Annotated in this window: 20 protein-coding genes; 9 read left to right on the top strand and 11 right to left on the bottom strand. The window is 27.5% G+C overall.

The window, feature by feature from the left end; all coding sequences use genetic code 11:
* Positions 1–4: 4 nt before the first annotated feature.
* Positions 5–2,686, bottom strand: coding sequence for a DUF5814 domain-containing protein (locus tag ACA135_RS03430; RefSeq protein WP_409198902.1), 2,682 nt, complete (start codon positions 2,684–2,686; stop codon positions 5–7).
* Positions 2,687–2,974: 288 nt separating this feature from the next.
* On the opposite strand from ACA135_RS03430, the gene ACA135_RS03425 reads away from it, so the two are divergent.
* Positions 2,975–3,202 (top strand): hypothetical protein, encoded by a 228-nt coding sequence (locus ACA135_RS03425; protein WP_409198901.1) that lies wholly within the window; start codon positions 2,975–2,977, stop codon positions 3,200–3,202.
* 229 nt (positions 3,203–3,431) lie between these two features.
* Positions 3,432–3,644, top strand: a complete 213-nt coding sequence (locus ACA135_RS03420; protein WP_409198900.1) for a hypothetical protein — start codon at positions 3,432–3,434, stop codon at positions 3,642–3,644.
* Between the two features lie 80 nt (positions 3,645–3,724).
* On the opposite strand, the gene ACA135_RS03415 is transcribed toward ACA135_RS03420, so the two are convergent.
* Positions 3,725–4,063, bottom strand: coding sequence for a P-II family nitrogen regulator (locus ACA135_RS03415; protein WP_409198899.1), 339 nt, complete (start codon positions 4,061–4,063; stop codon positions 3,725–3,727).
* 38 nt (positions 4,064–4,101) lie between these two features.
* Positions 4,102–5,322, bottom strand: coding sequence for an ammonium transporter (locus ACA135_RS03410; RefSeq protein ID WP_409198898.1), 1,221 nt, complete (start codon positions 5,320–5,322; stop codon positions 4,102–4,104).
* 763 nt (positions 5,323–6,085) lie between these two features.
* Between ACA135_RS03410 and ACA135_RS03405 the strand changes: the two genes are divergently transcribed.
* The 5 genes from ACA135_RS03405 (at position 6,086) to ACA135_RS03385 (ending at position 9,722) form a co-directional block, all read left to right on the top strand.
* On the top strand, positions 6,086–6,226 hold the full coding sequence (locus tag ACA135_RS03405; RefSeq protein WP_409198897.1) for a hypothetical protein: 141 nt from the start codon (positions 6,086–6,088) through the stop codon (positions 6,224–6,226).
* A gap of 320 nt (positions 6,227–6,546) precedes the next feature.
* On the top strand, positions 6,547–7,125 hold the full coding sequence (locus ACA135_RS03400; RefSeq protein ID WP_409198896.1) for a helix-turn-helix domain-containing protein: 579 nt from the start codon (positions 6,547–6,549) through the stop codon (positions 7,123–7,125).
* 22 nt (positions 7,126–7,147) lie between these two features.
* Positions 7,148–7,588, top strand: coding sequence for an acyl-CoA thioesterase (locus tag ACA135_RS03395; protein ID WP_409198895.1), 441 nt, complete (start codon positions 7,148–7,150; stop codon positions 7,586–7,588).
* A gap of 2 nt (positions 7,589–7,590) precedes the next feature.
* Positions 7,591–8,043 carry an acyl-CoA thioesterase gene (locus tag ACA135_RS03390; RefSeq protein WP_409198894.1) on the top strand — a complete coding sequence of 151 codons (453 nt, stop codon included), beginning with the start codon at positions 7,591–7,593 and terminating at the stop codon, positions 8,041–8,043.
* On the top strand, positions 8,043–9,722 hold the full coding sequence (locus ACA135_RS03385) for an AMP-binding protein (RefSeq protein WP_409198893.1): 1,680 nt from the start codon (positions 8,043–8,045) through the stop codon (positions 9,720–9,722). The genes ACA135_RS03390 and ACA135_RS03385 overlap by 1 nt, the downstream gene beginning before the upstream one ends.
* A gap of 301 nt (positions 9,723–10,023) precedes the next feature.
* On the opposite strand, the gene ACA135_RS03380 is transcribed toward ACA135_RS03385, so the two are convergent.
* From ACA135_RS03380 to ACA135_RS03360, 5 genes are all read right to left on the bottom strand, one after another.
* A complete protein-coding gene (locus ACA135_RS03380) occupies positions 10,024–10,875 on the bottom strand; it encodes a cation diffusion facilitator family transporter (protein ID WP_409198892.1) in 852 nt (283 codons plus the stop codon).
* A 159-nt stretch (positions 10,876–11,034) separates the two neighbouring features.
* Complete coding sequence (locus tag ACA135_RS03375; protein ID WP_409198891.1) at positions 11,035–12,963, bottom strand: hypothetical protein; 1,929 nt, start codon at positions 12,961–12,963, stop codon at positions 11,035–11,037.
* Between the two features lie 232 nt (positions 12,964–13,195).
* Positions 13,196–14,041 carry a PfkB family carbohydrate kinase gene (locus ACA135_RS03370; RefSeq protein WP_409198890.1) on the bottom strand — a complete coding sequence of 282 codons (846 nt, stop codon included), beginning with the start codon at positions 14,039–14,041 and terminating at the stop codon, positions 13,196–13,198.
* 61 nt (positions 14,042–14,102) lie between these two features.
* Complete coding sequence (pdxS, locus tag ACA135_RS03365) at positions 14,103–14,984, bottom strand: pyridoxal 5'-phosphate synthase lyase subunit PdxS (protein WP_409198889.1); 882 nt, start codon at positions 14,982–14,984, stop codon at positions 14,103–14,105.
* 214 nt (positions 14,985–15,198) lie between these two features.
* Entirely contained in the window at positions 15,199–19,575 is a 4,377-nt protein-coding gene (locus ACA135_RS03360; protein ID WP_409198888.1) for an Ig-like domain-containing protein, read from the bottom strand.
* Positions 19,576–20,273: 698 nt separating this feature from the next.
* On the opposite strand from ACA135_RS03360, the gene ACA135_RS03355 reads away from it, so the two are divergent.
* Both ACA135_RS03355 and ACA135_RS03350 read left to right on the top strand, forming a co-directional pair.
* Entirely contained in the window at positions 20,274–20,606 is a 333-nt protein-coding gene (locus tag ACA135_RS03355) for a DUF2085 domain-containing protein (RefSeq protein WP_409198887.1), read from the top strand.
* 87 nt (positions 20,607–20,693) lie between these two features.
* A complete protein-coding gene (locus tag ACA135_RS03350) occupies positions 20,694–20,873 on the top strand; it encodes a hypothetical protein (RefSeq protein ID WP_409198886.1) in 180 nt (59 codons plus the stop codon).
* Positions 20,874–20,956: 83 nt separating this feature from the next.
* Here the strand turns inward: ACA135_RS03350 and ACA135_RS03345 are convergent, their stop codons facing one another.
* From ACA135_RS03345 to ACA135_RS03335, 3 genes are all read right to left on the bottom strand, one after another.
* Positions 20,957–21,649: a HisA/HisF family protein gene (locus tag ACA135_RS03345; protein WP_409198885.1), complete on the bottom strand. Its 693-nt coding sequence runs from the start codon at positions 21,647–21,649 to the stop codon at positions 20,957–20,959.
* Between the two features lie 13 nt (positions 21,650–21,662).
* The gene (locus tag ACA135_RS03340) at positions 21,663–22,058 is read right to left on the bottom strand and encodes a putative zinc-binding protein (protein ID WP_409198884.1); all 396 of its coding nucleotides are present in this window, start codon (positions 22,056–22,058) and stop codon (positions 21,663–21,665) included.
* A gap of 303 nt (positions 22,059–22,361) precedes the next feature.
* Positions 22,362–23,900: a hypothetical protein gene (locus ACA135_RS03335; RefSeq protein WP_409198883.1), complete on the bottom strand. Its 1,539-nt coding sequence runs from the start codon at positions 23,898–23,900 to the stop codon at positions 22,362–22,364.
* Between the last annotated feature and the right edge of the window lie 23 nt (positions 23,901–23,923).

The following is a 23,923-nucleotide window of genomic DNA, read 5'->3' as shown; positions in this document are numbered from 1 at the left end:
TTTTTTATCCTTTTTCTATAACTTTAATTAAATTATTACAAGCTTTAACCATTTTCTTATTATCAAATGCTTTACTTATGCGTTTAATAGCATCTAAGTTACGGACAAAAGTATCTAACCAACTATAAATATCTCCAGGATAAGCTTGTATTTGGTACTCATTATAGAGTTTACGACTAATATCATTAGGATCTTTATGTTTTAAACGTTGCTCTAAAATTATCATAGTAACTCCTCTTTGTAAGCAATCACAAAATGGACGATCTTTACATTTACAACGTAAGAAATCTATTTGTAAACGAAGTAATGCTTCTTGAAATTTTTTATCTACTTTAGCTAGAACATCCCCAGAGGATATAATATCTAAAGTGGATTCGCTGAATAATCTTGTTGAAAAATTCATTTTCATACTGTTTGATATTTGTTTATGTATTACTGGAGAGAGGTAAGCGTTTTCAAATAATTCTAAATCCATTGCAATGTTTTCTATTTTTAATTCTGGATTATTTTTATCTAAGTGTTTATAATTATTTTTTTTAGTTTTTTTGTTCTTATTTTTATTTTTTTTATTTTTTTGTGATTCTAAACTTTTATGTGTTGTTTGTTTTTTTGATGAAATTTTTGTAATACGTTTTTGCATGTAAGGTTTGTTTATAAATTGGTTTAAGTAATCTCCACGTTTAAGTGAATTCTTCACATATTCTCCATCTTCCGGTGATAAAAAACTCATACTTACTGCTCGACCATACTTTGAAGAGTTAACATTTTTATTATAATCAAGGTTTAACATTTTATTATCTATTAATTCATTTACCCCTATATCTAGTTCTATAGGAATTGGTTTTTTAGAGTAAAAATCATGTATCATTTGAATATTAGTTAAAGACTCACTACTAACATCAGCTAAAATCTCTTCTAAAGTACCTGATTCAGTATAATTAACATGAACATCTTCAACATCACTTTCAAGTAAATTTAAAGCAGTAACTTCCTCAGATATATTGTCAAATTCATTATCAATTTCAGGTAATAAATAAATCATACCTCGATCATGATAACTAGGACGTCCTGCTCTTCCAAGCATTTGACTAAATTCATTAGGACTAATCCATTTATTACCCATAAGTAAAGATTCAAAAATAACTTGACTGGCAGGGAAATCCACACCAGCAGCTAAAGCGGCAGTAGTTACAACAGCAGCAATCTTACCTTTACCAAAATTTTTCTCAATACGTTCCTTCTTATAATAAGATAAACCTGCATGATAAGCACTAGCATTAATTCCTTTATTACTTAAAAAATTCGCAATTTTATGAGTTTTACGACGAGAATTAGTGAAAATAATAGTTTGACCTTTAAAACCTTTACTACTCTTACTATGATATTCCTTTTGTACAAGTTTCTTCATAATTAAACGTTTTTGAACCTCATTTCTAACAAAAACAAGATGTCGCTCTAAAGGTACAGGACGTTGATCATATTCCACAAGTTTCATATTAAAAGCATCAGCTAAAACTTTAGGATTACGAACAGTAGCACTTAAACCAATCAACTGAGTTTTGGGGAACAGATTACGTATACGATTAATTAAACCATTTAATCTTAAACCTCTATCAGGATCTGAAATTGTGTGAATTTCATCAATAAGCACTACTCCAAGATTAGTTAGTAAATCCTTCTTACCACTACGTAACATGAAATCTAAACCTTCATAAGTACCAACAATAATATCAGAATTAGTAATATTAGAATCTGGTAAGCTTAATTCATTTTTAGCATGTATACGATTTTGTCCAACTTTAATTGCAACTTTTAAACCTAAAGGTTCATATTTCTTTTTAAAATCACGATACTTCTGATTAGCAAGTGCAACAAGAGGTGTTAAAAAAAGAAACTTCTTACCATTTAAAGCCTTAGGAATACCTGCAAGTTCACCAATTAAAGTTTTACCACTACCAGTAGCAGAAACAACAAGCATATCCTCATCACGCATCACACCTTCACGTATAGCAAGTAATTGCACAGGTAAAAGTTTTGCATCAGGATCCCTAGTTAATACTTTTTTAAATGGTTTAGGAACTTTTAATCTACTCATCTTGATTTCAGGAAACTTATTATCATTCACTTTAATCTTATCAAAAAGTGTTAAATTATTATGTTTTAAAGGATCAAACTTTGGAGATAACATTTCAAGTACAGTATCTAAACTTCCAGTTTTCTGCAAAACTCGACTAAAATTTTTAGAAACATGCTTATCATATCTTCGAAGTTTCATTTCTCTTTTAATAGTTTCTTCAGCACAAGTTTTACAAATTCTTTGATCATGATAAGAGTAACTATAATCTTTACTAATGATTGTTACAAACCCTTCATATATACAGTGGGGACAAACTTTAGTATGTCTTACTTTTATATTAGAACTGGTTAAAAATTCTTCTATATCCTCATCATGACTAGCTAGAAATACTGCTTGTGAGCGCAAGAAATTTATAGCATCAGAGGGAGGATATAATTTATCCTCGTTTTCAGTTTTCTTAATATATTTGTTTAAGTTAAAACCTGCTTCATCATAGTGAAATTTAAGTGTTCCTACAAATTCAGGTTCCCTTCTAGTGTTTAAAGCCCCTTTAGGAGAACCTATAGGATACATTTTCCAAGCATTTTTACTTTTTCTTAAAATAATCATATTAAATATAATTATATATCTTATTTTTAATATAAATTTCCCAAAAATAATTAATCTTTTTAAACTTAAATAAAAAAAATAATAAAAAATTAGACAAAAAAATAAATTTCTAAAAAAAATGTTTCTTTAATTATTAATCTAAAGATTAAAACAATACTTAAAATTACAATACTTTAAAAATAAGATTTAATTATAAAAAAAAAACAAATAAAAAAAAAACAAAAAGTATTAATATATCTTAAGTATAATAATAAAATATTAATAAACATTTTTATGGAGGTGAAAATTATGGTAAATAAATATTTAGCTACAATAATCTCATTTTTCTTACCAGGTATTGGAGAATTAATACAAGGTGGAGAAACTAAAAAAAATATTATAATATTCATCATTTATCTTATACTCGGTGCAATTATGTTCTCCACTAAAGGTAGTATTGTATACAGCATATTAGCAATCATAGTATTAATATATTGTATTTACTTTGCATATGATACTTACAAAATGAGTGAATAAAATTAAAAATTTAAATTTTGGGGAAAATTTTTATTTATTAATTTCCCCTTATTAACCCCTTAAAATACTAATTTTTTATAAACACGAAATATTTTTTGATACTATTTCTACAAAATTCATCTTTTTATTATATTAAAATGATAGTTTTAAATTTCATAAATAATAAGAGTTAAATACTTATGATTTTAAAGTTTTATTAATTATAAGTTTAATAAGGAAATTATTTATAATGGTTGAAAGTGTTTTTGCAGGAATAATTAGTTTGATTATGCCCGGTTTAGGTCATGTTATGCAACATGATCATATTGGAATCTATTTTTTAATTATTACTTTTGTTTTTTGGATAGTTCTTAGTTTTACAAGTAATATTTGGGCAGGTATAATTTATTTAGTTTATATGATTTTAGTTGCTTTCATGGCTTATTGTTTACCTGAAGTTTAAAAAAAAAAGTTATTTATTAATTTATTATATTTAGTAATTTTAAAAAAAGGAGAAAGAAGGTGGGATTTGGATTAGATGCATTATACTGCATCGTCTCCTCTTTCACCTGTTCTTATTCTTATGACTTCATCAATTGGTGAGATGAAAATTTTACCATCTCCAACATCACCAGTTCTTGCAGCATCTATTACTACTTGACTAACTTCTTCAACATCTTCGTCTTTGACAATTAGTTCTACACGTGTTTTTGGGATTAAATCTATACAATAGTTTGAACCTCTGTATGATTCTTTTATTCCTAATTGTCGTCCTCTTCCTCTAATTTCGGAGATGTTCATTCCATCACACCCTATTCTTATTAAGGCTTTTTTTACATCTTCTAATTTTGCTTCACGAATTACTGCTATTATTCTTTTCAAGTTATCATGACTCCATTAATAATATATTGTTTTTGATCTTATAAGTTGTATCCGGATTCTTCGTGAAGATTGGTATCTAATCCTTCTACTTCAACTGATTCTTCTACTCTTAGACCCATTGTTTTATCGATTACTTTAGCAATGATATAACTTACACCAAATGCCCATACTATTGAGACTGCAGTTGCAAGTAATTGTATTCCTACTTGTCCTGGATTTCCATATAATAATCCTGATGCTGCGGAGTTAATGAATGGGGATGCGAATATACCTGTTACGATTGATCCAAATATACCGGAACATCCGTGTACACCAAATACATCTAATGCATCATCGTATCCAAGTCTTTCTTTAATGTAGTATACTGCGAAGTATGAAACTAATGAAGCTCCAAGACCAATTATAATTGCTGCTGGAACATCAACAAATCCTGCTGCAGGAGTGATTGCTACAAGTCCTGCTATGAGTCCTGTTATTGCACCTAATACTGTTGGTTTTCCAACTTTTATAGCATCAATAATACACCACATGATGAGTGCTGCACATGCTGCTACTATACTTACAAGTATTGCACTGGAAGCTAATCCTCCAGCTGTTAATGCAGATCCTCCATTGAATCCTAACCATCCAAAGAATAGGAATGCTGCACCAAGTATGGATGTTGTTAAGTTATGAGGTAATAATGTTTTTTCTTTACGTGCACCTAATACTAAGATAAGTGCTAATGCGGATAGACCACAGTTAATATGAACTACTGTACCTCCTGCGAAATCAAGAGCTCCGAGGTTCATTAACCATCCTCCACCCCATACCCAATGACATATTGGTAGGTATACAAGTGTTGCCCATGCGATAATAAATACTATCCATGAAGATGTTTTCATTCTTCCTACTACTGCACCTGATATTAATGCTCCTGTTAATGCTGCAAATGTTAATTGGAACACTATATAAAGCATTGTTGGTATTGATCCATTTAATGCATCTGGAGAAATTCCTGACATAAATAGGTTTGCAGGTGCTCCTATGATTCCATTAATTGTTGAACCAAAGGCAAATGAATATCCATAAGTTACCCATATTAATGCAATTATTGCAAATGCTATGAGTGTTAAAAACATTGTGTTTAATACGTTTTTCTTTTTAGCTAGTCCGCCATAAAAAAATGCGGCTCCAGGTATACTCATGAGTAATACTAGAATAGATGCTACTATTATCCATGCTGTATCACCTGAACTTAATGCTGCGATTGCTGACATATAAATCTTCTCTCTTCTGTAAATATTATTTTTGATTTTAAATTAATTTTTTTTGTGAGGTTTTCCGTTATTTTTTTATTAAAATTTTTTTTTGAATAAACAAACTTTTTAAATTAAATGATAATTAGAAATTTTTTTTTAGCTTATAAAATTATGAATTTTTTTTGAAATGGTTTTTGATTATTCTTAAAATATTTATCATATTCTTTTTGAATTAAGAATCATTTCTTAAAAATGGATGTTTATTCAAAAAATATTTTTTGCCGGAATACGGAAACCACCTTCCGACATAATAATGTTGTTTACAAGAGTATTTAAATGTTTTGGTAAAAAAATAAGAATCCAAAACCAACATTAAAAAGATAAAAAATAAAAAAAACAAAAAAACAAAACTAAAAAGATAAAATAAAAACATAAAACCAATAAAAATAGAAATAAAAATAAAATACATTATAAATAAAAATTTAAGATAAAAAAATAGGAAAAAAATTAAAAAAATATGAATCTTAAAAAAACATGCAAACCGGAAAAAATTTGAAAAAATTACCGGCACAACACTAAAATAATGATCTGAAAAAAATAAAAAATAAAAAAATATTTAAAAATAGGGAAAACACTAAAAAAAATAGTAAAAAAATGTTCAAACAATAACAAACTTTAAATGATAAAAAATTCAATATTAAAAATGTATAATAGAAAATTATACAAAAAATATATATAAAAACTATTTTAAATACAAAACAATTAATATAGGTGAACAAACTTGAATTCAATAACAAAAGGAGATACAATAAAATTATTATCCATAGGTTTGTTAACATTAGGTTTGAGCAGCATCGCTGCTCAATACACAGGGAACATAATAACCAATAGTCTGTACCCAACAGATATTCAAGTAAATTAACTACAATATAATAGTAATTTCACACCTACAAAAAAAAATAATTTATCTGAAAGAGAAATAGAAACCAAACAAATAAAAAATAAATAATTTTATCAAAAACTTTCAGAAAAAATAATCATAAAAATAATTAATATAATATAATAATTATTATTATAATAAAAAAAATTAAGATTAAGATTTTTTTTATAATTAATTTACTAATTTTAATAAAAATTAAACTACAAGAATTTTACTAGTTTAAAATATTTTTAAAAACTTCCAAAAAAAAAAAATAACAACTTAATATTAAAAAAATTTTTCATAATAGGATGGTAGAAAAAATGCCTGAAAAAAATAGTATAGGATTTAAAGTAAAACAGATGAGAGAAACCCAAGACATGGAAATCAAACAACTAGCAGAAGATAGTGGAGTAAGCCTCCCTATAGTAAAAGCTATAGAAAAAGGAGATGTGATACCATCACTCACACCACTAACTAAAATATCTCGTGCATTAGGAGTAAGACTCGGAACATTCCTTGATGACACCCCTGAAGAAGATCCAATAATAGTAAGAGGGGGAAAAAGTGATCATACCGTATACTTCAGTGGAAGAGAAAATGTAACAAATAGTTCAGATTTAGAATTCCATGCATTAGCAGCAGGAAAAGTAGACAGACATATGGAACCATTCATAATAGATGTTGAATCTAAAGAAGAAAACTATGAATTATCTAGCCATGAAGGTGAAGAATTTATATATGTTTTAAATGGGGACATAGAATTAGAATATGGAAAAGAAACAAGTATACTAAACAAAGGTGATAGTGCATACTACGATGGAATCGTACCACACCACCTTCACAGTTATCATAAAGAAAAATCACAAATATTAGCAGTACTCTACACTCCAAAAGATTAAAATAAAATGGGAGAACATAAAAATGTTTGAAATAACAGTAACTCCCCGTTTTGGAGATATAGATGGTTTAAAACATGTAAACAATAATAAAATGGTAGACTGGTTTGAACTTGCTAGAAATGAAATATTTAAATTTTTCACACCAAATTTAAGCTTAGAAGATGAAGACTGGAAATTAATACTTGTACACAATGAAGCAAACTTTGTTGGACAAACATTCTTTGGAAAAGATGTAACAATCTTATCATATATTTTAAGAGTTGGTGAAACCTCATTTACCACAGGGGAAGAAGCATGGCAAAATGGAGAATTAAAAGCAGTTGGAAAATCAATTCTTGTATACTATGATTGGATAAACAATGAACAAATGCCAATACCTGAGGACATAAAAGAAAAACTTAATAAACACTTAATAAGTGAAGAAGAAATCGGAAAACACATACCAAGTATGAAGGTGAAATAAAAATGTTTGAAACTATAGTTCAACCACAATTCGGGGACATTGATGCAATGCGTTGTGTAAACAACACAGTGATAGGTAACTGGTTTGAAGTTGGGAGAAATGATGTATTCAGATTTTTCACACCGGATTTAGACCTACATTATGAAAAATGGAAACTTATAATGTTGCGTACAGAAAACGATTTTGTTGGAAAAACCGTTTATGGTAAAGATGTACTTATAAAAACTTACATATTACATATTGGAAACACATCTTTTGTTACAGGCCATGAAGCATGGCAAGATGGAGAATTAAAAGCTAAAGGAAAAAGTGTAGTAGTTAACTTTGATTTTATGGCACAACACAAAGAACCCATACCAGAAGAGATTAAAGAGAAACTTAGAGAACACTTAATTAGTGAAGATGAAATAGCAAATGATTGCTTTTTAAAGAAAAATAAAAAAAATAATATATAATGGTGGTGTTTAAAATTTCAGAATTATTCACAGAAAAAAGTCTAGGAGCATTCTTTGAAGACATGGTAAAAAAACAACCAGACCATGAATTTTTAGTTTACCCAGACAGAGGACTACGTTTCACATACAAAGAATTCGATGAAAGAGCAGATAATCTAGCAAAAGGATTACTTGGAATTGGAGTTGGAAAAGGAGATCATGTTGGAATATGGGCAAAAAATGTGCCTGAATGGATAACATTCATGTTTGCAACAGCAAAAATTGGTGCAGTACTTGTAACAATGAATACTGCTTACCAAAAACATGAAGTAGATTATGTATTAGAACAATCAGACATGAAAGCAATAGCTATGACTGATGGATTCCGTGACACATCTTACTTTAACATAATGTATGAACTAGTACCAGAATTAAAAACACAAGCAAGAGGAAATCTTCACAGTAAAAAATATCCACATTTAAAAGATATAATCTATATTGGACAAAGAAAACACCGGGGAATGTACAATACTAATGAATTACTTTTATTAGGTCAAAATGTTGCAGATAAAGAATTAACTGATGCAAAAGCTAATGTGGATCAGAATGATGTAATCATGATGCAATATACTAGTGGTACAGAAGGATTCCCTAAAGGAGTAATGTTAACAAGTAGAAATATTGTAAACGATGGATTTTATATTGGGGAAAACATGAACTATACTAATAAAGATCGTTTATGTTTAATTGTACCATTATTCCACTGTTTTGGAACAGTTCTTGGAGTAATGTCAGTAATCACTCATGGTTCAACACTTGTAATGTTAGAAGAATTCAACCCATTACTCACTTTATCTAGTATCCAAAAAGAAAAATGTACTAGTGTTTATGGAGTTCCAACAATGTTCATTGCAGAATTAAACCATCCTATGTTTGATATGTTCGACTTAACTAGTTTAAGAACAGGTATTATGGCAGGTTCCACATGTCCAAAAGAAGCAATGAAAGCTGTAATAGATAAAATGAACATGAAAGAAATCACAAGTGTTTATGGATTAACTGAAGCAGCACCAGGATTCACACAAACATGTGCAGAAGATACTTTTGAAAAGAAAGTTAACACTGTAGGTAGAAAATTCCCAAACATTGAGGTTAAAATTGTAGATCCTGAAACTGGTGAAGAATTACCTCAAGGAGAAAAAGGGGAAATAATGTGTAAAGGATTCAATGTGATGAAAGGATACTATAACATGCCTGAGAAAACTGCTGAAACCATTGAACCTGATGGATGGTTACACAGTGGAGATTTAGCTGTGGAAGATGAAGATGGATATTATAGTATTGTTGGACGTATTAAAGATATGATTATACGTGGAGGGGAAAATATTTACCCTCGTGAAATTGAAGAATACTTATTCACTCATCCATGTATCCAAGATGCACAAGTAGCAGGAATACCTGATGAAAAATATGGGGAAATCGTAGGTGCATTCATAATTAAAGAAGATAATTGTGATGACTTAACAGAAGCTGATATAAGAGACTTTTGTATAGGTAATATTGCAAGATTTAAGGTTCCTAAATATGTATTCTTTGTAGAAGAATTCCCATTAACTACTAGTGGAAAAATTCAAAAGTATAAACTTGGAGATTTAGGTCTTAAATTACTTGAAGAGCGAAAAGTAAATGGAGATTTATAAATTAAATTTAAATTCTCCAAATTTTTTTCCTTATTTTAAAAACTTTTTTTTATACTCACAAATTATCAAATACTTTTTTTTATTAGTTCTTAGTTTTTTATAAATATTAATTTATAGAAAAGTGAAAATTAAATAATAGATATATACATTTATTATTACTTTTTAAATAATAAGATTAGAAGATAGGTTTAAACGGATGGAAAGATTAAAATTATTGAAAACAAGAAAAGATTTAATAAAATAATGAAAGGAATCTTTAAAAATATTGAAAATGAAAGTTGATGGTGTAAATGAAAAGTTTTTAGGTTTTAAACTCAACTGTAGAATCACTAACATCATAATTAGAAGCAATATTATTTACTTCATCTTTAATTTTAAATAAACTATTAGCATCAGTCATATTTGTCTTAATCTTTAAAGTGAGAACATTACTAATTCCATCAAGACTCCACACATGTAAATCTTCAACACCAATAACACCCTGGATATTTGTAACTTCTGATTTAAAAGTTTTTAAATCAAAATCATTAGGTACTGATTGTACCAGTACTTTTAAACTACGATAAAGATTATTTCCAAGATTATAAATAATCCATAAACTAATACCGATACTAGCTAAAGGATCTAAAATAGGAATATTATAGAATACAAGCACAACACTTAAAATTAAAACAACAATCCATTCAACAACATCACCAAACAAGTGAACAAGAATACTTCGTTCATTAAATGTTTTACCTCCATGTAAGGCATAAACTGATAAACCTTTTAAAAGGATACCTAATAGGGCAACAAGAACCATACCAGTTGAAGAAGGTTCCACAGGTGCAAATAAACGACTAAAAGCTTCATATAATACAACGACACAAGCACAAATAACAATAGTACTTGTGAGTACTGCACCTAAAACACTAAACCGTTTATATCCATAAGTGTAAATATAATTTCGACCACGTTCAGAAAACTTTTGCAAAAACCATGCAATAAAAATTGCAAGAGTATCACCAACATCATGAACAGCATCTGCAAGAATCGCAATACTATTAGTAAGTAATCCTCCAACAATAACAATAACATTAAAAAGTAGATTTAAAACTAGTGCAAAGGATAAATGCACAGTAGCTTTATGATTATAATCATCTAATTTATTCATAAATAGTTTTATGTTTTAAACAGTATATAATATTATATAAGATAAATTAATCATATGAGCAAATATTCATATGAAAAATGTTTTAAAATATATAAAAACTAATTCTATAAAAAAAAGAACTTAACAAATAATCTAAAAAAAATAAAAAATTAAATTTAATTAATAAACAGTAATTGTACCCAAGGTACTGCTTGCTAAATAAGGATTATCCCCATCAAAAGAACAATCTACTTTATAACAACCAATATTTAAATTTATAGGTAAATTATACTCCCCATTAGTATCAGTGGTAACATAATAAGTTTTACTAACACCATCACTTAAACGGGATAATTTTAAATTAACAATTCTATTTACTATAGGATTTCCCCACACATCACTCAATTTACCAATTAAAGAATTACCACTATCAAATGTTTCATTAAAATTATTAACAATTAGATTAGTATTATAAAGGTTTGTTATAATGTTATAATAAGTGAAAATTGTTGATGATGTATACTGATTATTTCCAGAATAACTTGCATTCATACTATAGGCACCTGTTAAAAGATTAATAGGTAAACTTGCAATACCTTCATTATCAGTTAAAATCTTATATACCTTGTTTAATCCATTACTTAAATTAGTAATATTTAAAAGAACTTCTTCATTGGATAAAGCTTTACCAGTATTAGTTGTTAATTTAACAGTGTATTTATTAGTATAACCATAAATTACAGAAACATTAGAACTATTAAGAATAGTACTAGTATTAGTTGATGTGAAAGTGAAATTTTGATTACCTACATTAATTAGTATATTATCTAATTCATATGATGAAACATTAAAATCTGTAGTTCCATTAATTAAAATATTTGTATCTATTAAATTATTATTATAATATAAATTAGCGAAAACTGGTAAATTAATATTATCCTTACTAGAAGTATTAGATGAGGCCATTTCAACAGTTATTATACTATTTTTATAGGTAGCTTTAGTGTTTAACCATGTAGATGGTAAACCTACATCATTTTTAATATCATAGTAAGATTGGTTAAATTGACTAATATTGGTTAAAGGGTTATTTATTCCCCACCAGTTATTATTAAAATTACTAGGTAATGAACAACGATAAATGTAAACATCACTACCATTTAATGCAATATTATTAATAAAACTATTAAAATTACATTCAACACTTGAAAGTACAGATCCATAAGCTTCTTCAACATATACTCCTGCACCATAATCAGCACTATTATTTTTAAAAACATTACCAGTTATATTATTTGCACCATAGATGAATAAACAAGCACCTTTTTTAGCATTATTAGAAATAAAAATATTATTAGTAATATTAACAGTTATTGCATTCCATTCATAAACACAAGCACCCCATTCACCTGCAGTGTTATTTATAAAAAAGTTACCTATAATTTTTCCACTACTGTAATTATTTAGGGAAATTGCACCCCCATCATAATCACATTTACAATTTGCAAAAAAGCTATTAGTTAAGGTTAAATCCCCATTAAAACAGTTTATTGAACCACCGTTATGACCACTACTACAGTTATTAAAAAAGGAATTATCAATTATTAAATTTCCACCAAGATTAGCTATACAACCACCATTGTTACTAGCATAGGCACCTGTGAAATTACAATTAGAAATAGTAACTTTTGCATCATAAATGTCTAAAGCACCACCAAAATTACTAGAACCTCCAATAAAATTTAAACCAGCAAACATAATATTAGTATTTTTTCCTGTTATGGTGAAAATACTTGTATTAAAATTTGTAGCATTGATAATAGAATTTTCATCACCAATAAAATTTAAACTTTTATTAACAATTAAACCGGACTCATGATATGTGCCATTGCTTAAAACAATATTACAACCTTCACTGGCATTATCAATAACAGTTTGAATATTAGTATTATTATCCACATAAATATTATTAGTAGTATTAGAATTTAATATTACATTATCATTTGTATAATTATTTGTATCAACTGCAAAAGCTGAAGGAACAGATAATATTAAGACAGCTAGCGTTACTAAAATAATTAAAATATTTAAACACTTAAAATTTTTCATATTTTCCTCCTAATTTTAAAAATAAATAAACGACAAGTGATACATTACATATCGACATTTAAAAATATAAAATTAAAAATATATAAAACATTCCCCCCTCAACATTCAAAATAAAGATAATAAATAAATTAAAAATAAATAATCAATAAAAACTGAATAAAAAAAATTTTAAAATAGGGATATCAAAAGAAGTTTTAAATGTTTTTATAATTCAGAAAATAAAAACAAGGATTTATATTAGTTTACCCCATTCTATTTTTTTACTAGTGATTTCAGATGCGAATTCTGCACTATAATTAATACTATACCCATTTAATCTTTGTGAAATATATGCTGCCATATAAGTATCTCCAGCTCCTGTTGGAAAATTTTCTTCTTGGACTTTAACTGCAGGTACAGAAATTGTAGTATTAGTAATTTTAGAATGTATAAGTGAACCTTTATGTGCTTGTGTTATTATTGTTTCTAATGGTCCTAGTTTAGATAATTTATATGCTATTAAATCTAAGGGATCATTTGGATATAATGTTTGTGCTTCAAATTGATCTAAAAATAAACCAGTTATATAAGGTAATATTTGATTAAGGTCCTTATTTTTCTCTAATTTTATTTGATTATTCTTAGATTGTGTTCTTAAAAGTCCTTGTATACTTAAATAGATAGGTGTTTTTAATGTATTTAAATATTGATAAATATTTAAGTTGAAATCTGTTTTTAATAGAGGATTTAAGATTATTGCTGAGAAATTTATATTTTCTGTTAATGGTTTAATGTCTTCTATAGTTATTGGTGTATTTGCGAAGTTACTTGTTTGTATTCTTTTTTCTGGTGTTAAGTATTTATTAGTGAATGTTATTGTTTCTTTTTTATATATTGGATGTATTTTTTCTGGATTAGGGAAGTTGTTTATTAAGTTTTTATCTTCAGTTTTTAGTGATAGGATTATTTGATATGGGGTTTTTAAGTATTGGTAGATTTGACTTTGGTAGTATAAGGCTCCACCTGTTTTTTCTATTTTTTGTGTTTTGTTTATTAGTATGTCTTTACTTAGTGGTCCTATTGCTAATACTGGTTTCATATTAATTTCTTACCTTTTAGTATTATTAATGTTTTAAAAAAATAAGAGTAAGAGAAAGGTTTTATATTCCTCTTTCTTGCATTCTTTCAGAATCTGAAATGTTGGAGATTTCTATTCCTTTCATTGCTTCTCCAAGTCCTTTGGATACTTCGGCAAGTTTTTCAGGTTTATCATAATTAGCTGTAGCTTCAACAATTGCTTTTGCAAATGCTTCTGGATTACCTGATTTGAAGATTCCAGATCCTACAAATATTCCATCAGATCCAAGTTGCATCATTAAGGATGCATCTGCTGGTGTTGCAATTCCTCCAGCTGCAAAGTTTACTACTGGTAAGTGTCCAAGTTTTGCTGTTTCTTCAAGTAATGGTAATGGTGCTTCTATGACTCTTGCATATTCTCTTAATTCTTCAGTGTTTTTGTTTTGAACATCTCTGATTTCCCCAGTTACCATTCTCATGTGACGTACTGCTTCAACAACATTTCCTGTTCCTGGTTCTCCTTTGGTTCGTATCATTGCTGCACCTTCGTCGATTCTTCTTAATGCTTCTCCGAGGTTTCTTGCTCCACATACGAATGGGATTGTAAATTCTTTTTTGTTTATGTGGAATTCGTCGTCTGCTGGTGTGAGTACTTCACTTTCATCTATCATGTCTACTCCGAGTGTTTGAAGTATTTGTGCTTCTGCAATATGTCCTATTCTTGCTTTTGCCATTACAGGTATACTAACTGCATCTACTACTTCTTCTACGATAGTTGGATCCGCCATTCTTGCTACTCCACCTGCTTTACGGATGTCTGCTGGTACTTTTTCTAATGCCATTACTGCTACTGCCCCTGCATCTTCTGCAATTGCTGCTTGTTTTGCATTTACTACATCCATGATGACTCCACCTTTAGTCATTTTTGCAAAGCCTTCTTTTAATACGTCTGTTCCTTTTTCCATTCTATAATTCTCCTAGAAAATTTTTAAATTGTATTTTTTTATAATTTTTAAAGTTTTATATTAATTAATAATTTATTTTTTTAAGTATTTATAAATATTTATATATACAATACTATTATATAACTATTGTTATAAAAGTTTTTGTATAAAAAAAATAACTTAAAACAAGACAATAAAAAAAGAAAAAGAAAAAAAAGTTTTAAAATTTTATATATTAAGCTTTAATACTTAAACTTGTGTTTGCAATACTAGATTCATATTCATTTGTACCCGTGAAACTGCATTGAGCAGTATATGATCCTTTAGCTAAATTAATAACTAAACTATATACTCCATTAGTATCAGTATATACATAGTATGTTTTACTTAAACCATTACGTGAATTATTAAGATTAATACTAATCATTTGATTACTTAATGGTTCACTTTCACTATTTATAAGTTTTCCAGTAAAAATAAGACCATAATTAACTTTAGCAAGAAATTCATCAGCACTTAAAACAGTAACAACCTTATTAATAAGTATTGAACCATTAATTATAGTTGATAGGGAATAAGTAACATTTTTAACAGTTAAACCATTAAAACTTCCACTAACACTATATTCTCCAGGGTAAAGGTTGATTTCTAATTGATACTCACCAGTATTATCAGTTGTACATGGATAAATTTTACTTACACCATCACTAAGACGTGTTAAGTTTAATAAGATATGTTGACCAATTACAGGTTTACCATTAATATCTAAGAGTTTTCCAGTTAAGTTTAAACCATCACCATAAGTTTCAGTTAAATTATTCACACTTAAAACAGTACCAACAAATGTCATATTAGCTTTAATACTAATACTACTATAAACAGGACCTATATTAAGGTAAGTGTTATTTCCAATGGTTTTTCCAAGATAACTTGCACTAGCACTGTATTCTCCTACTGCAAGATTAATAGGTAAAGCATAATCTCCATTAATATCACTTGTAACATTATAAACCTTACTTAAATTATTACCTAGATTAGTGAGATTTAAAAATATCACCATACCATTTAAAGGAGTACCATTAAATGTAGTTAACTTACCTGTAAGATTACCAAGTAAACCAACAGTCATAGTATAATTGTTTAAAGTTAAAACAGAATCAATAGGATTAGTTACACTAATATTACAAGACCCATTACACTTATTAATATCCTTATTTCCAGGATAATAATAACTTAGATTATAAGTTCCAAGACTATAATTACTTAAATCAATACTAGCTAAACCATCCTTATCAGTGATTAAAGTATAATTAGTTCCATTAATAAGTACAGTGATATTAGCTTCATTAATAGGAATATTATTACTTGTTAAGTTAAAATTTAAAACTTTACCTTTAACATCGTAAGTGAGAATAATATTAGAATCAGTTTTTAATTTATCAACAACATTAATATTACTAAATCCATTAGATGATGTGTATAAATTGTTTCCAAAGTAAACATAATCTACATTATATGATCCTAAACTTAAATTGTTTAAACTTAAACATGCCACACCATTCACATTTGTCACAACAGGATAATATGTATTGTTAAATACGAATAGTAAACTCTCATTACTTAAAACATTACCATCTAAAGTCTTTAAACAAACAGTATAATTAACACTACTATTAATAGTGCTGAGATTAAAACCCTCAAAATGTGTAATTTTTTGAATGAAAATTAGTGAACTATTACTAGATTTAATATAATTATCATCACCACGGAAAGTGTAAGTTAAAGTATAAACACGTCCACCAGGTAAACCATTAGGAATAGAGATAATTCCATCATTAGTGAAACCATTCACTCCATTAATATTATAATAAATAGTTTTACCAGTTAATAATTTAGTTTTATAAACATCATACAAGAACACAGGAACAGTATTAGAATTAGTACCTTCAATGAAAATATAATGATCCATACTATTATTCACAAAAGTCTTCCGAGAATTTATAGTAAAATTCACTTGTAAACCAGTCCTATTAGTATAATTATAATCACCAACAAAATTATAATTCAAAATATGATTTAAAGCAGCAGTTAAATCTTTAGAAACAGGAATACTAACTTGACCATTACTATTAGTAATTAAAGTTTCTGCAGTTAATGAATCAAAATGATACTTAATAGTCTTACCCTCTAAAGGATCATTAGACTTTGAATCAGTTAAAGTCACAATAATAGCATTATCCACACCATAAGTAAAAGTATACTTAAGATATGGAGTACTTATATTTGGAGTTTGCTGAATCACATTAATATTAGTAGTAACCACATTAGATTTTGTGTAATTCTCATCACCCATAAATTGATAAGATAAAGTATAATCACCAACTTTTAAACCAGTTATAGGTAAAACAAATGCTTCACCAGATACTGCCTCTTTAGTTTCCCCATTAAAATTATAAGAAATCTTTTTACCGAGTAATAAATCATCAAAAGCATTATAAAGATTAATAGTCACAGTATTACTTTCACTATTAAAAATAAAATTATAACTAACATCAGAAGTACTTATACTAGATTGTTGAGGATTAATAGTGATAGAAGTACTCATAGAAGATTTTGTGTAATTCTCATTACCACCAAAATCATACATCAAAGTATACTCACCACCAGCTAAACCTTTAGGAATACTAAAAGCCTCACCAGACCGAACAACAGGCATATCAGTAATTTCTTTATTACCTAACCACAAAGTACAATTAACAACAACACCAGGAACAACAACACCCTCAACATCAAACAAATTCACAACAACACTACCAACATCATACCCATAAACAAAACTATAACTAACATCAGAAGTACCCATACTAGATTGTTGAGGACCAATAGTGATAGAAGTACTCATAGAAGATTTTGTGTAATTCTCATCACCCTTAAATTGATAAGATAAAGTATAAGTATCAACTTTTAAACCCTTTATAGGTAAAACAAATTCCACACCAGATACAACTTCTTTAGTTTCCCCATTAAAATTATAAGAAATCTTTTTACCGAGTAATAAATCATCAAAAGCATTATAAAGATTAATAGTCACAGTATTACTTTCACTATTAAAAATAAAATTATAACTAACATCAGAAGTACTTATACTAGATTGTTGAGGATTAATAGTGATAGAAGTACTCATAGAAGATTTTGTGTAATTCTCATTACCACCAAAATCATACATCAAAGTATACTCACCACCAGCTAAACCTTTAGGAATACTAAAAGCCTCACCAGACCGAACAACAGGCATATCAGTAATTTCTTTATTACCTAACCACAAAGTACAATTAACAACAACACCAGGAACAACAACACCCTCAACATCAAACAAATTCACAACAACACTACCAACATCATACCCATAAACAAAACTATAACTAACATCAGAAGTACCCATACTAGATTGTTGAGTTTTTATATTGAATGTTTGTTGTGTTCCAGAAGCAGAATTATAGTCAGTATTTTTAACTGAACTAAAATCAAAATTATGAGAACCACCTGCTAAATTATCTGGCAAAGCAATATATACCTGACCTTTAGAATTAGTAGTTGAAGAAGCAGTTTGTTCACTACCCTCATCAATTTTATATTTAATAGTTTGATCAGATAAAGCAGCACCACTTATAGAATCCGTTAAAGTCACAGTAATAATATTATCACTTGCACCGTAAACAAAAGTATTTGGAATGCTTGCACTAATAGTTGGAGTTTGAGAATTAGCCTTTAATGACACTCCAACTTTAGATTGGAAATACTCATCCATCTCAACACTATTAGTATAAAAGTTTACATTATGCTGAGAAGAAGAAAGAGAATAAGTTGAAGGTACTGTAAAAGTCATTTGACCATTAGAATTAGTTTTTAGAGAAGTAATATTATTAGATTTAATTGTTATACCAGATATTTGAGTACTAGTAGAATTGGTAATATTTTGAATCAGATGAGGAGTTTCATCATAAGTAGTATATTGATTATAGTTTGAAGTTAATTTAAGTTTGTGCTTAAAATTTAATTTCATTTTGGTATAATTATAAAAAGACAATTTATTTTGAAGACTATGATACAAAGTATAAACACTTAAAGTGGGCATAGAATGTGTTATTGATAATTGACCCTCAGAATTAGTTTTATTTGATATTGATGTCTCAGTGTCACCTTTTAAATAATAATCAATAATTTTATCTGAGGAGTGGTCATTTTCATATTCAATTTCCTGAAATGTTAAATTAAAAGTTAATTCTGAGCAAAGATAATTAAATGTGTAGGAATTAATATAATTTCTACTAAAATATGGCTCAAATTTTGGATTATTGAATTTTAAATGATTAATTTCAGAACCAAATCCTATTGAATTTAATTCTGTATTCACATCCTTTAATCTTAAAAGTTTTTCTTCACAGTCATTTTGAAGTGAACCTTTTTGTGTTTTTTCTATATTAATTTCATTTTTTTCATTTGATACATTCACCGTATTAAGGCTTAATTTTTTATCATTAATATTATCAGAATATGTAGTTATGCTAGTATTATCTGTTATTTGAGGATCACTTGCACTTACTGTCACCATTCCAACACTAATTATTAGAGATAATAACAGTATTATTATACATATACTGATAATGTGACATTTATGTTTCATTTCTTAATATTAAACTCCTTTTTTTATTAGATAAAGGAATTAATTAATTCCACTTAAAAAAAAACTTGTTTATGAAAATATAAATTGAATGAAATTTTTATTAAAGGAATTAAATATTTATTTGGTAAAAAATTTTTTTATCCTTCATCTGGTTAAAGTTTATATATAATTAAGTAATATATAATTTTTGATTTGATTATCTTAAAAAGGTATTATAATATTTAAATTTAAATAAAGACTTGTAAAAACTCTTATATTTTTTTTTAAAATATTTTATCCAAATAGAATAATATAAGTCAAATAAATCAAAATAGTATAATAAATATTATTAAATGAATATGAACCACATATTACTTATAATGAAATAATATTTAGATATATACTAAACTATTTACTAAGAATATTAAGGTTTTTAGTAAAAGTTTAAATTTGTTTATAAAAAGTTTTATAAAAAAAGATGAATAAAAAAGGTATTAATTAAAAAAAAGTGGAATTTAGAATTAATTTTTTTGGGGTGAAAAATAATGGGTTTTTTAATGATTGTGTTAGCTGTTATAATTGGAATGATTATTTTCAGTGCGTGTTGTTCAGGAGACTAAAAAAATGGGAGATAAGAGTGAGTTGTTATGAATCCTTTAAATTATATTTGTCATAGGAAGCCTGAGAGAAGTTTTCATATTAAAGGTTATCAGTTTCCAGTTTGTGCAAGATGCACTGGATTATATCTTGGTATAATCCTATTTTTCATATTTTACTTTATATTAAGTGTGGGGCATGATTTATTTTTATTATTTTTATCAGTAGTTTTGGTAATTCCATGTTTAGTTGATGGGTTAACTCAACGTTATGGCAATCGTTTGAGTAATAATAGTTTAAGATTTGTTACCGGTTTATTAGCAGGTTATGGTGCAATGTTATTTGCTGAAGAGGTAGAATGGATTATATTAAGTTTAATCTAGAAAATGTGTTTTTATAAATTAAATAGTATTATATAGGAAAAATAACAAAAATAGAATTAATTGAAATATATTTAAATGTGATTTATAATGGTAACAGGATTTATATTTTTTTCACACATCATTCCAGTAATTTTAGGATTTATGGGAGTACTCTGTATAATAACCGGAGTTATGGATAATCGGAATATAGCAACTGCAATTGGCATAATACTATTTTTTATAGCTGCAATAAGTCCATTTATCATACTGCCAACAATGTTAGCTTAAAAAAAAAAAAATTAAATTAATTAATTATTTTTACTTTTTCTTATGATTAAAATTTTTATGTTTTATAGATTTAATGATTCTTTTTAAAATGGGTTTATTTTGATTTCACCTTTATGTAGGGCTGTTCCGACTAGTGCTTTTTTAAAACCTAATTCTTCTAATTTTTGAAGGTCTTTTGCTTGAATTCCTCCACCTATAATAATTTGGTCTTTGAAATCTTTGAATTTTTCTAGTAATTCTTTGTTAAATCCTTCTCCAGTCCCTACTCTAGATATGTCTAGGAGTATGATTTCGCTTGGATCATATTTTTTTAGGATTTCTTGAAATTCTTTTAGGTTCATGTTTAAGTTTTGTGAGTATAATTTTCCATCTTTTACATCTACACTAATAATTATTCTCTCAGAGGGAAATGTTTTAAATATTTTATCTAATTCTTCTATACTTTCGAGGGTTTCTGTTGCAATTATTATTTTATATGCAAAGTTTAAGTAGAATTTGAAGGATTCATAATTTTTTACTCCAGCATCTAATATGACCGGCAATATCATGTTGGTGTTTTTGATTTGGTCTATGTTGTGTCCTTGTTTTTCTATTAAGTCTAAGTCTGCAATATAGACTCTTTTTGCATTATTTATTTTTAGGTTTCCTGCAATGTCAAATGGGTTGGGGTTAGGTGAGTATATTGTTTGTAATGGTGTGTATGTGTTTCTTTGTCCGGATTTTCCACTAACTGCTATGTGGTTTTTTAAATCTAATACTGGTATTATTTCAATCAATTTTATTATGCCCCTATTCTTTTTGGTTTTCAAATATTTTTTCTAGTTCTTCATTGAGGCGGGTTTTTATGTATTCTACACATTTTTCTCCTTCTTCGTCTAGTCTTGCGGGATCGTTTGGAGTATAAGATTGTTTTTCTAATTCTTCACCAATATTTATGGCTCCTGCTGGTTTTACTCCTCGTTCGTTAAGTATTTTTTCCACACAGTTCCCATCACATCCATTTATTGCAAAGACGGGGTATTCTTTTATTAGGAGATTGTAATTGATTTGGTCTCCTGATACTAATCCCATGCATAGTTCTATTACATCTTCGTTGTCAATTACATAGTCTAATGCTGCTACTCGTGCAACTAATCCGTTTGGACTCATTCCACTACATGAAGCTATTATTATTTTATCTGCCATTGTTTATATTCCCCTTTTTTTCCTATTATTTTATGAGGTTTATTATTTTATAATTGTTTATAAGGTTTTAATGGTTAAAATATCTTTTGAAAAACTTAGTTGATATTTTGTTTTTTGATTTTTATTTCCCAAAAACAGTACCAATTTAATAAGCTCCACTGATTCAAATTTTATAATTTTTCTTAAGAATTAAATAAATAATATTCTAAAAAATTTTTATAAAAAAACTATTTAATAAAAAAAATAAGGTGATTTTAGTATAAAAAAAGATAAAAAAAAAAAATAAAAAATTAAATTTTTAATTTAAGAATTTAAACAAGTATTAACCCAATTTATAAAGTTTTCAGTACTAGTTCCAGTTCTTTCAGCAGTAGTATGACCTTGTCCCCATACTGTTTGGAAAATTACACTTTCAACACTAGTACATTCTTTTAATGCTAAGTATAAATTAGTTTCTACAGTTAAAGCAGTATCTGTTTGATCTATACCAGTAGATATTCGCCAATATTTAGCAACATTTGAACTTCCACTTCCATTATAATAATCACTTAAATAATACATTGGATTATACATATTTACACGATATTGTATTGTATTATTTAATGAATCTAATGCGTTTAAATCATTTGCATAAGATGTTGCATACTGACTATTATAATCTGAATAATTAGAATATTTATTTGAATTATTTGTTAATAATTCACTCATCACAGTGTCAAAGTGTAAATATTCATTGTTATCGTTTCCAAATAAATTATTTTCTGCTGCAGATTTATCTAAACTATCAAATGCTCCAACACTTTTTTGTGCAGATTTACAATGAGTTACAAAAGCTTCTATACTAATTATTTTTGCTGTATTAGTAATATTATCATATGTAATCCATTGTTCATCACTGTTTAATGAGTTAATATATGATTGTGCTGTTTTATAACTTGTATCTTGGAAATTAGTGTCATTTAAATAATTATTTAATGATTCTTCTATTACAGATAATAAATAATTATAATATGTTCCAGAGGTGTAAATTCCAGTACTAGATTGGTTTAAAGTTAATAAGGTACCATTAGAGGATTTTAATCCTAATTGATTAATATAGGATGCAAATGCTGTACTTAAATCATCAGATAAACTGGATGTCCAAGTTGTATTTGTTCTAGTACCGATTGTTGCATATTGACCCATGTTCCATTCATATGCTCCATCAGCATAATCAAGACTAGTTATAGGACACCAGCACATTGCTCCACAAATACTATTTGAAATATTATTACCTTCTTTATCTACCATAGCAGCTCCAATGGATTCTAAGTATGAATTATATAATTCACTATCTCCAGTAGCTCCCATTAGTGCACTTTGTGCTCCTCCACCACTGTGTCCGAAGGTAAATATTGATTCAGTATCACCTGGCATTACATCTTTATTGAATTTTAAATAAGTTACAGCTGCTTTTAAATCTGTAACTCCCCAAGGTGCTCCACCACTGTAATTATCACCATTATCTCTACCCCTACATCCTGCATAAACATAAACAAATCCGGAATTAGTATAATCAGTTATGCCATTACTACTATATTTTGTTACAGCAGTTTGTGCTGAATATCCTGGAGTATTAATTGGCATTACAATAGGTGCAGTTTTAACTGTATAATTATTTACTTTATTTGTATTATTTAAACTACAAGTATAAGTTCCATTAGTATTTTTAATACCATTCAAATATGATCCTGGAACGTAAATAGCTAATTCCTCATAAGTTGTTGTTGCAGGGTCTACACAATATATGAGTCCTAATTGATAATAAATATCATTAGTTGAATCATAATTCCAATTATTCATATTTAATGATAATTTTTCAGTTA

This window comes from Methanobrevibacter acididurans (assembly GCF_046197875.1).
Taxonomy (GTDB): Archaea; Methanobacteriota; Methanobacteria; order Methanobacteriales; family Methanobacteriaceae; genus Methanobrevibacter_A; species Methanobrevibacter_A acididurans.
This window is presented reverse-complemented; position numbering and strand designations above follow the sequence as displayed.

Coding starts and splice junctions, on each gene's coding strand:
- ACA135_RS03430 (WP_409198902.1), bottom strand. CDS start 2,686: ATGATTATTTTAAGAAAAAGTAAAAATGCTTGGAAAATGTATCCTATA.
- ACA135_RS03425 (WP_409198901.1), top strand. CDS start 2,975: ATGGTAAATAAATATTTAGCTACAATAATCTCATTTTTCTTACCAGGT.
- ACA135_RS03420 (WP_409198900.1), top strand. CDS start 3,432: ATGGTTGAAAGTGTTTTTGCAGGAATAATTAGTTTGATTATGCCCGGT.
- ACA135_RS03410 (WP_409198898.1), bottom strand. CDS start 5,322: ATGTCAGCAATCGCAGCATTAAGTTCAGGTGATACAGCATGGATAATA.
- ACA135_RS03400 (WP_409198896.1), top strand. CDS start 6,547: ATGCCTGAAAAAAATAGTATAGGATTTAAAGTAAAACAGATGAGAGAA.
- ACA135_RS03395 (WP_409198895.1), top strand. CDS start 7,148: ATGTTTGAAATAACAGTAACTCCCCGTTTTGGAGATATAGATGGTTTA.
- ACA135_RS03390 (WP_409198894.1), top strand. CDS start 7,591: ATGTTTGAAACTATAGTTCAACCACAATTCGGGGACATTGATGCAATG.
- ACA135_RS03385 (WP_409198893.1), top strand. CDS start 8,043: ATGGTGGTGTTTAAAATTTCAGAATTATTCACAGAAAAAAGTCTAGGA.
- ACA135_RS03380 (WP_409198892.1), bottom strand. CDS start 10,875: ATGAATAAATTAGATGATTATAATCATAAAGCTACTGTGCATTTATCC.
- ACA135_RS03375 (WP_409198891.1), bottom strand. CDS start 12,963: ATGAAAAATTTTAAGTGTTTAAATATTTTAATTATTTTAGTAACGCTA.
- ACA135_RS03370 (WP_409198890.1), bottom strand. CDS start 14,041: ATGAAACCAGTATTAGCAATAGGACCACTAAGTAAAGACATACTAATA.
- pdxS (WP_409198889.1), bottom strand. CDS start 14,984: ATGGAAAAAGGAACAGACGTATTAAAAGAAGGCTTTGCAAAAATGACT.
- ACA135_RS03360 (WP_409198888.1), bottom strand. CDS start 19,575: ATGGTGACAGTAAGTGCAAGTGATCCTCAAATAACAGATAATACTAGC.
- ACA135_RS03355 (WP_409198887.1), top strand. CDS start 20,274: ATGAATCCTTTAAATTATATTTGTCATAGGAAGCCTGAGAGAAGTTTT.
- ACA135_RS03350 (WP_409198886.1), top strand. CDS start 20,694: ATGGTAACAGGATTTATATTTTTTTCACACATCATTCCAGTAATTTTA.
- ACA135_RS03340 (WP_409198884.1), bottom strand. CDS start 22,058: ATGGCAGATAAAATAATAATAGCTTCATGTAGTGGAATGAGTCCAAAC.
- ACA135_RS03335 (WP_409198883.1), bottom strand. CDS start 23,900: ATGAATAATTGGAATTATGATTCAACTAATGATATTTATTATCAATTA.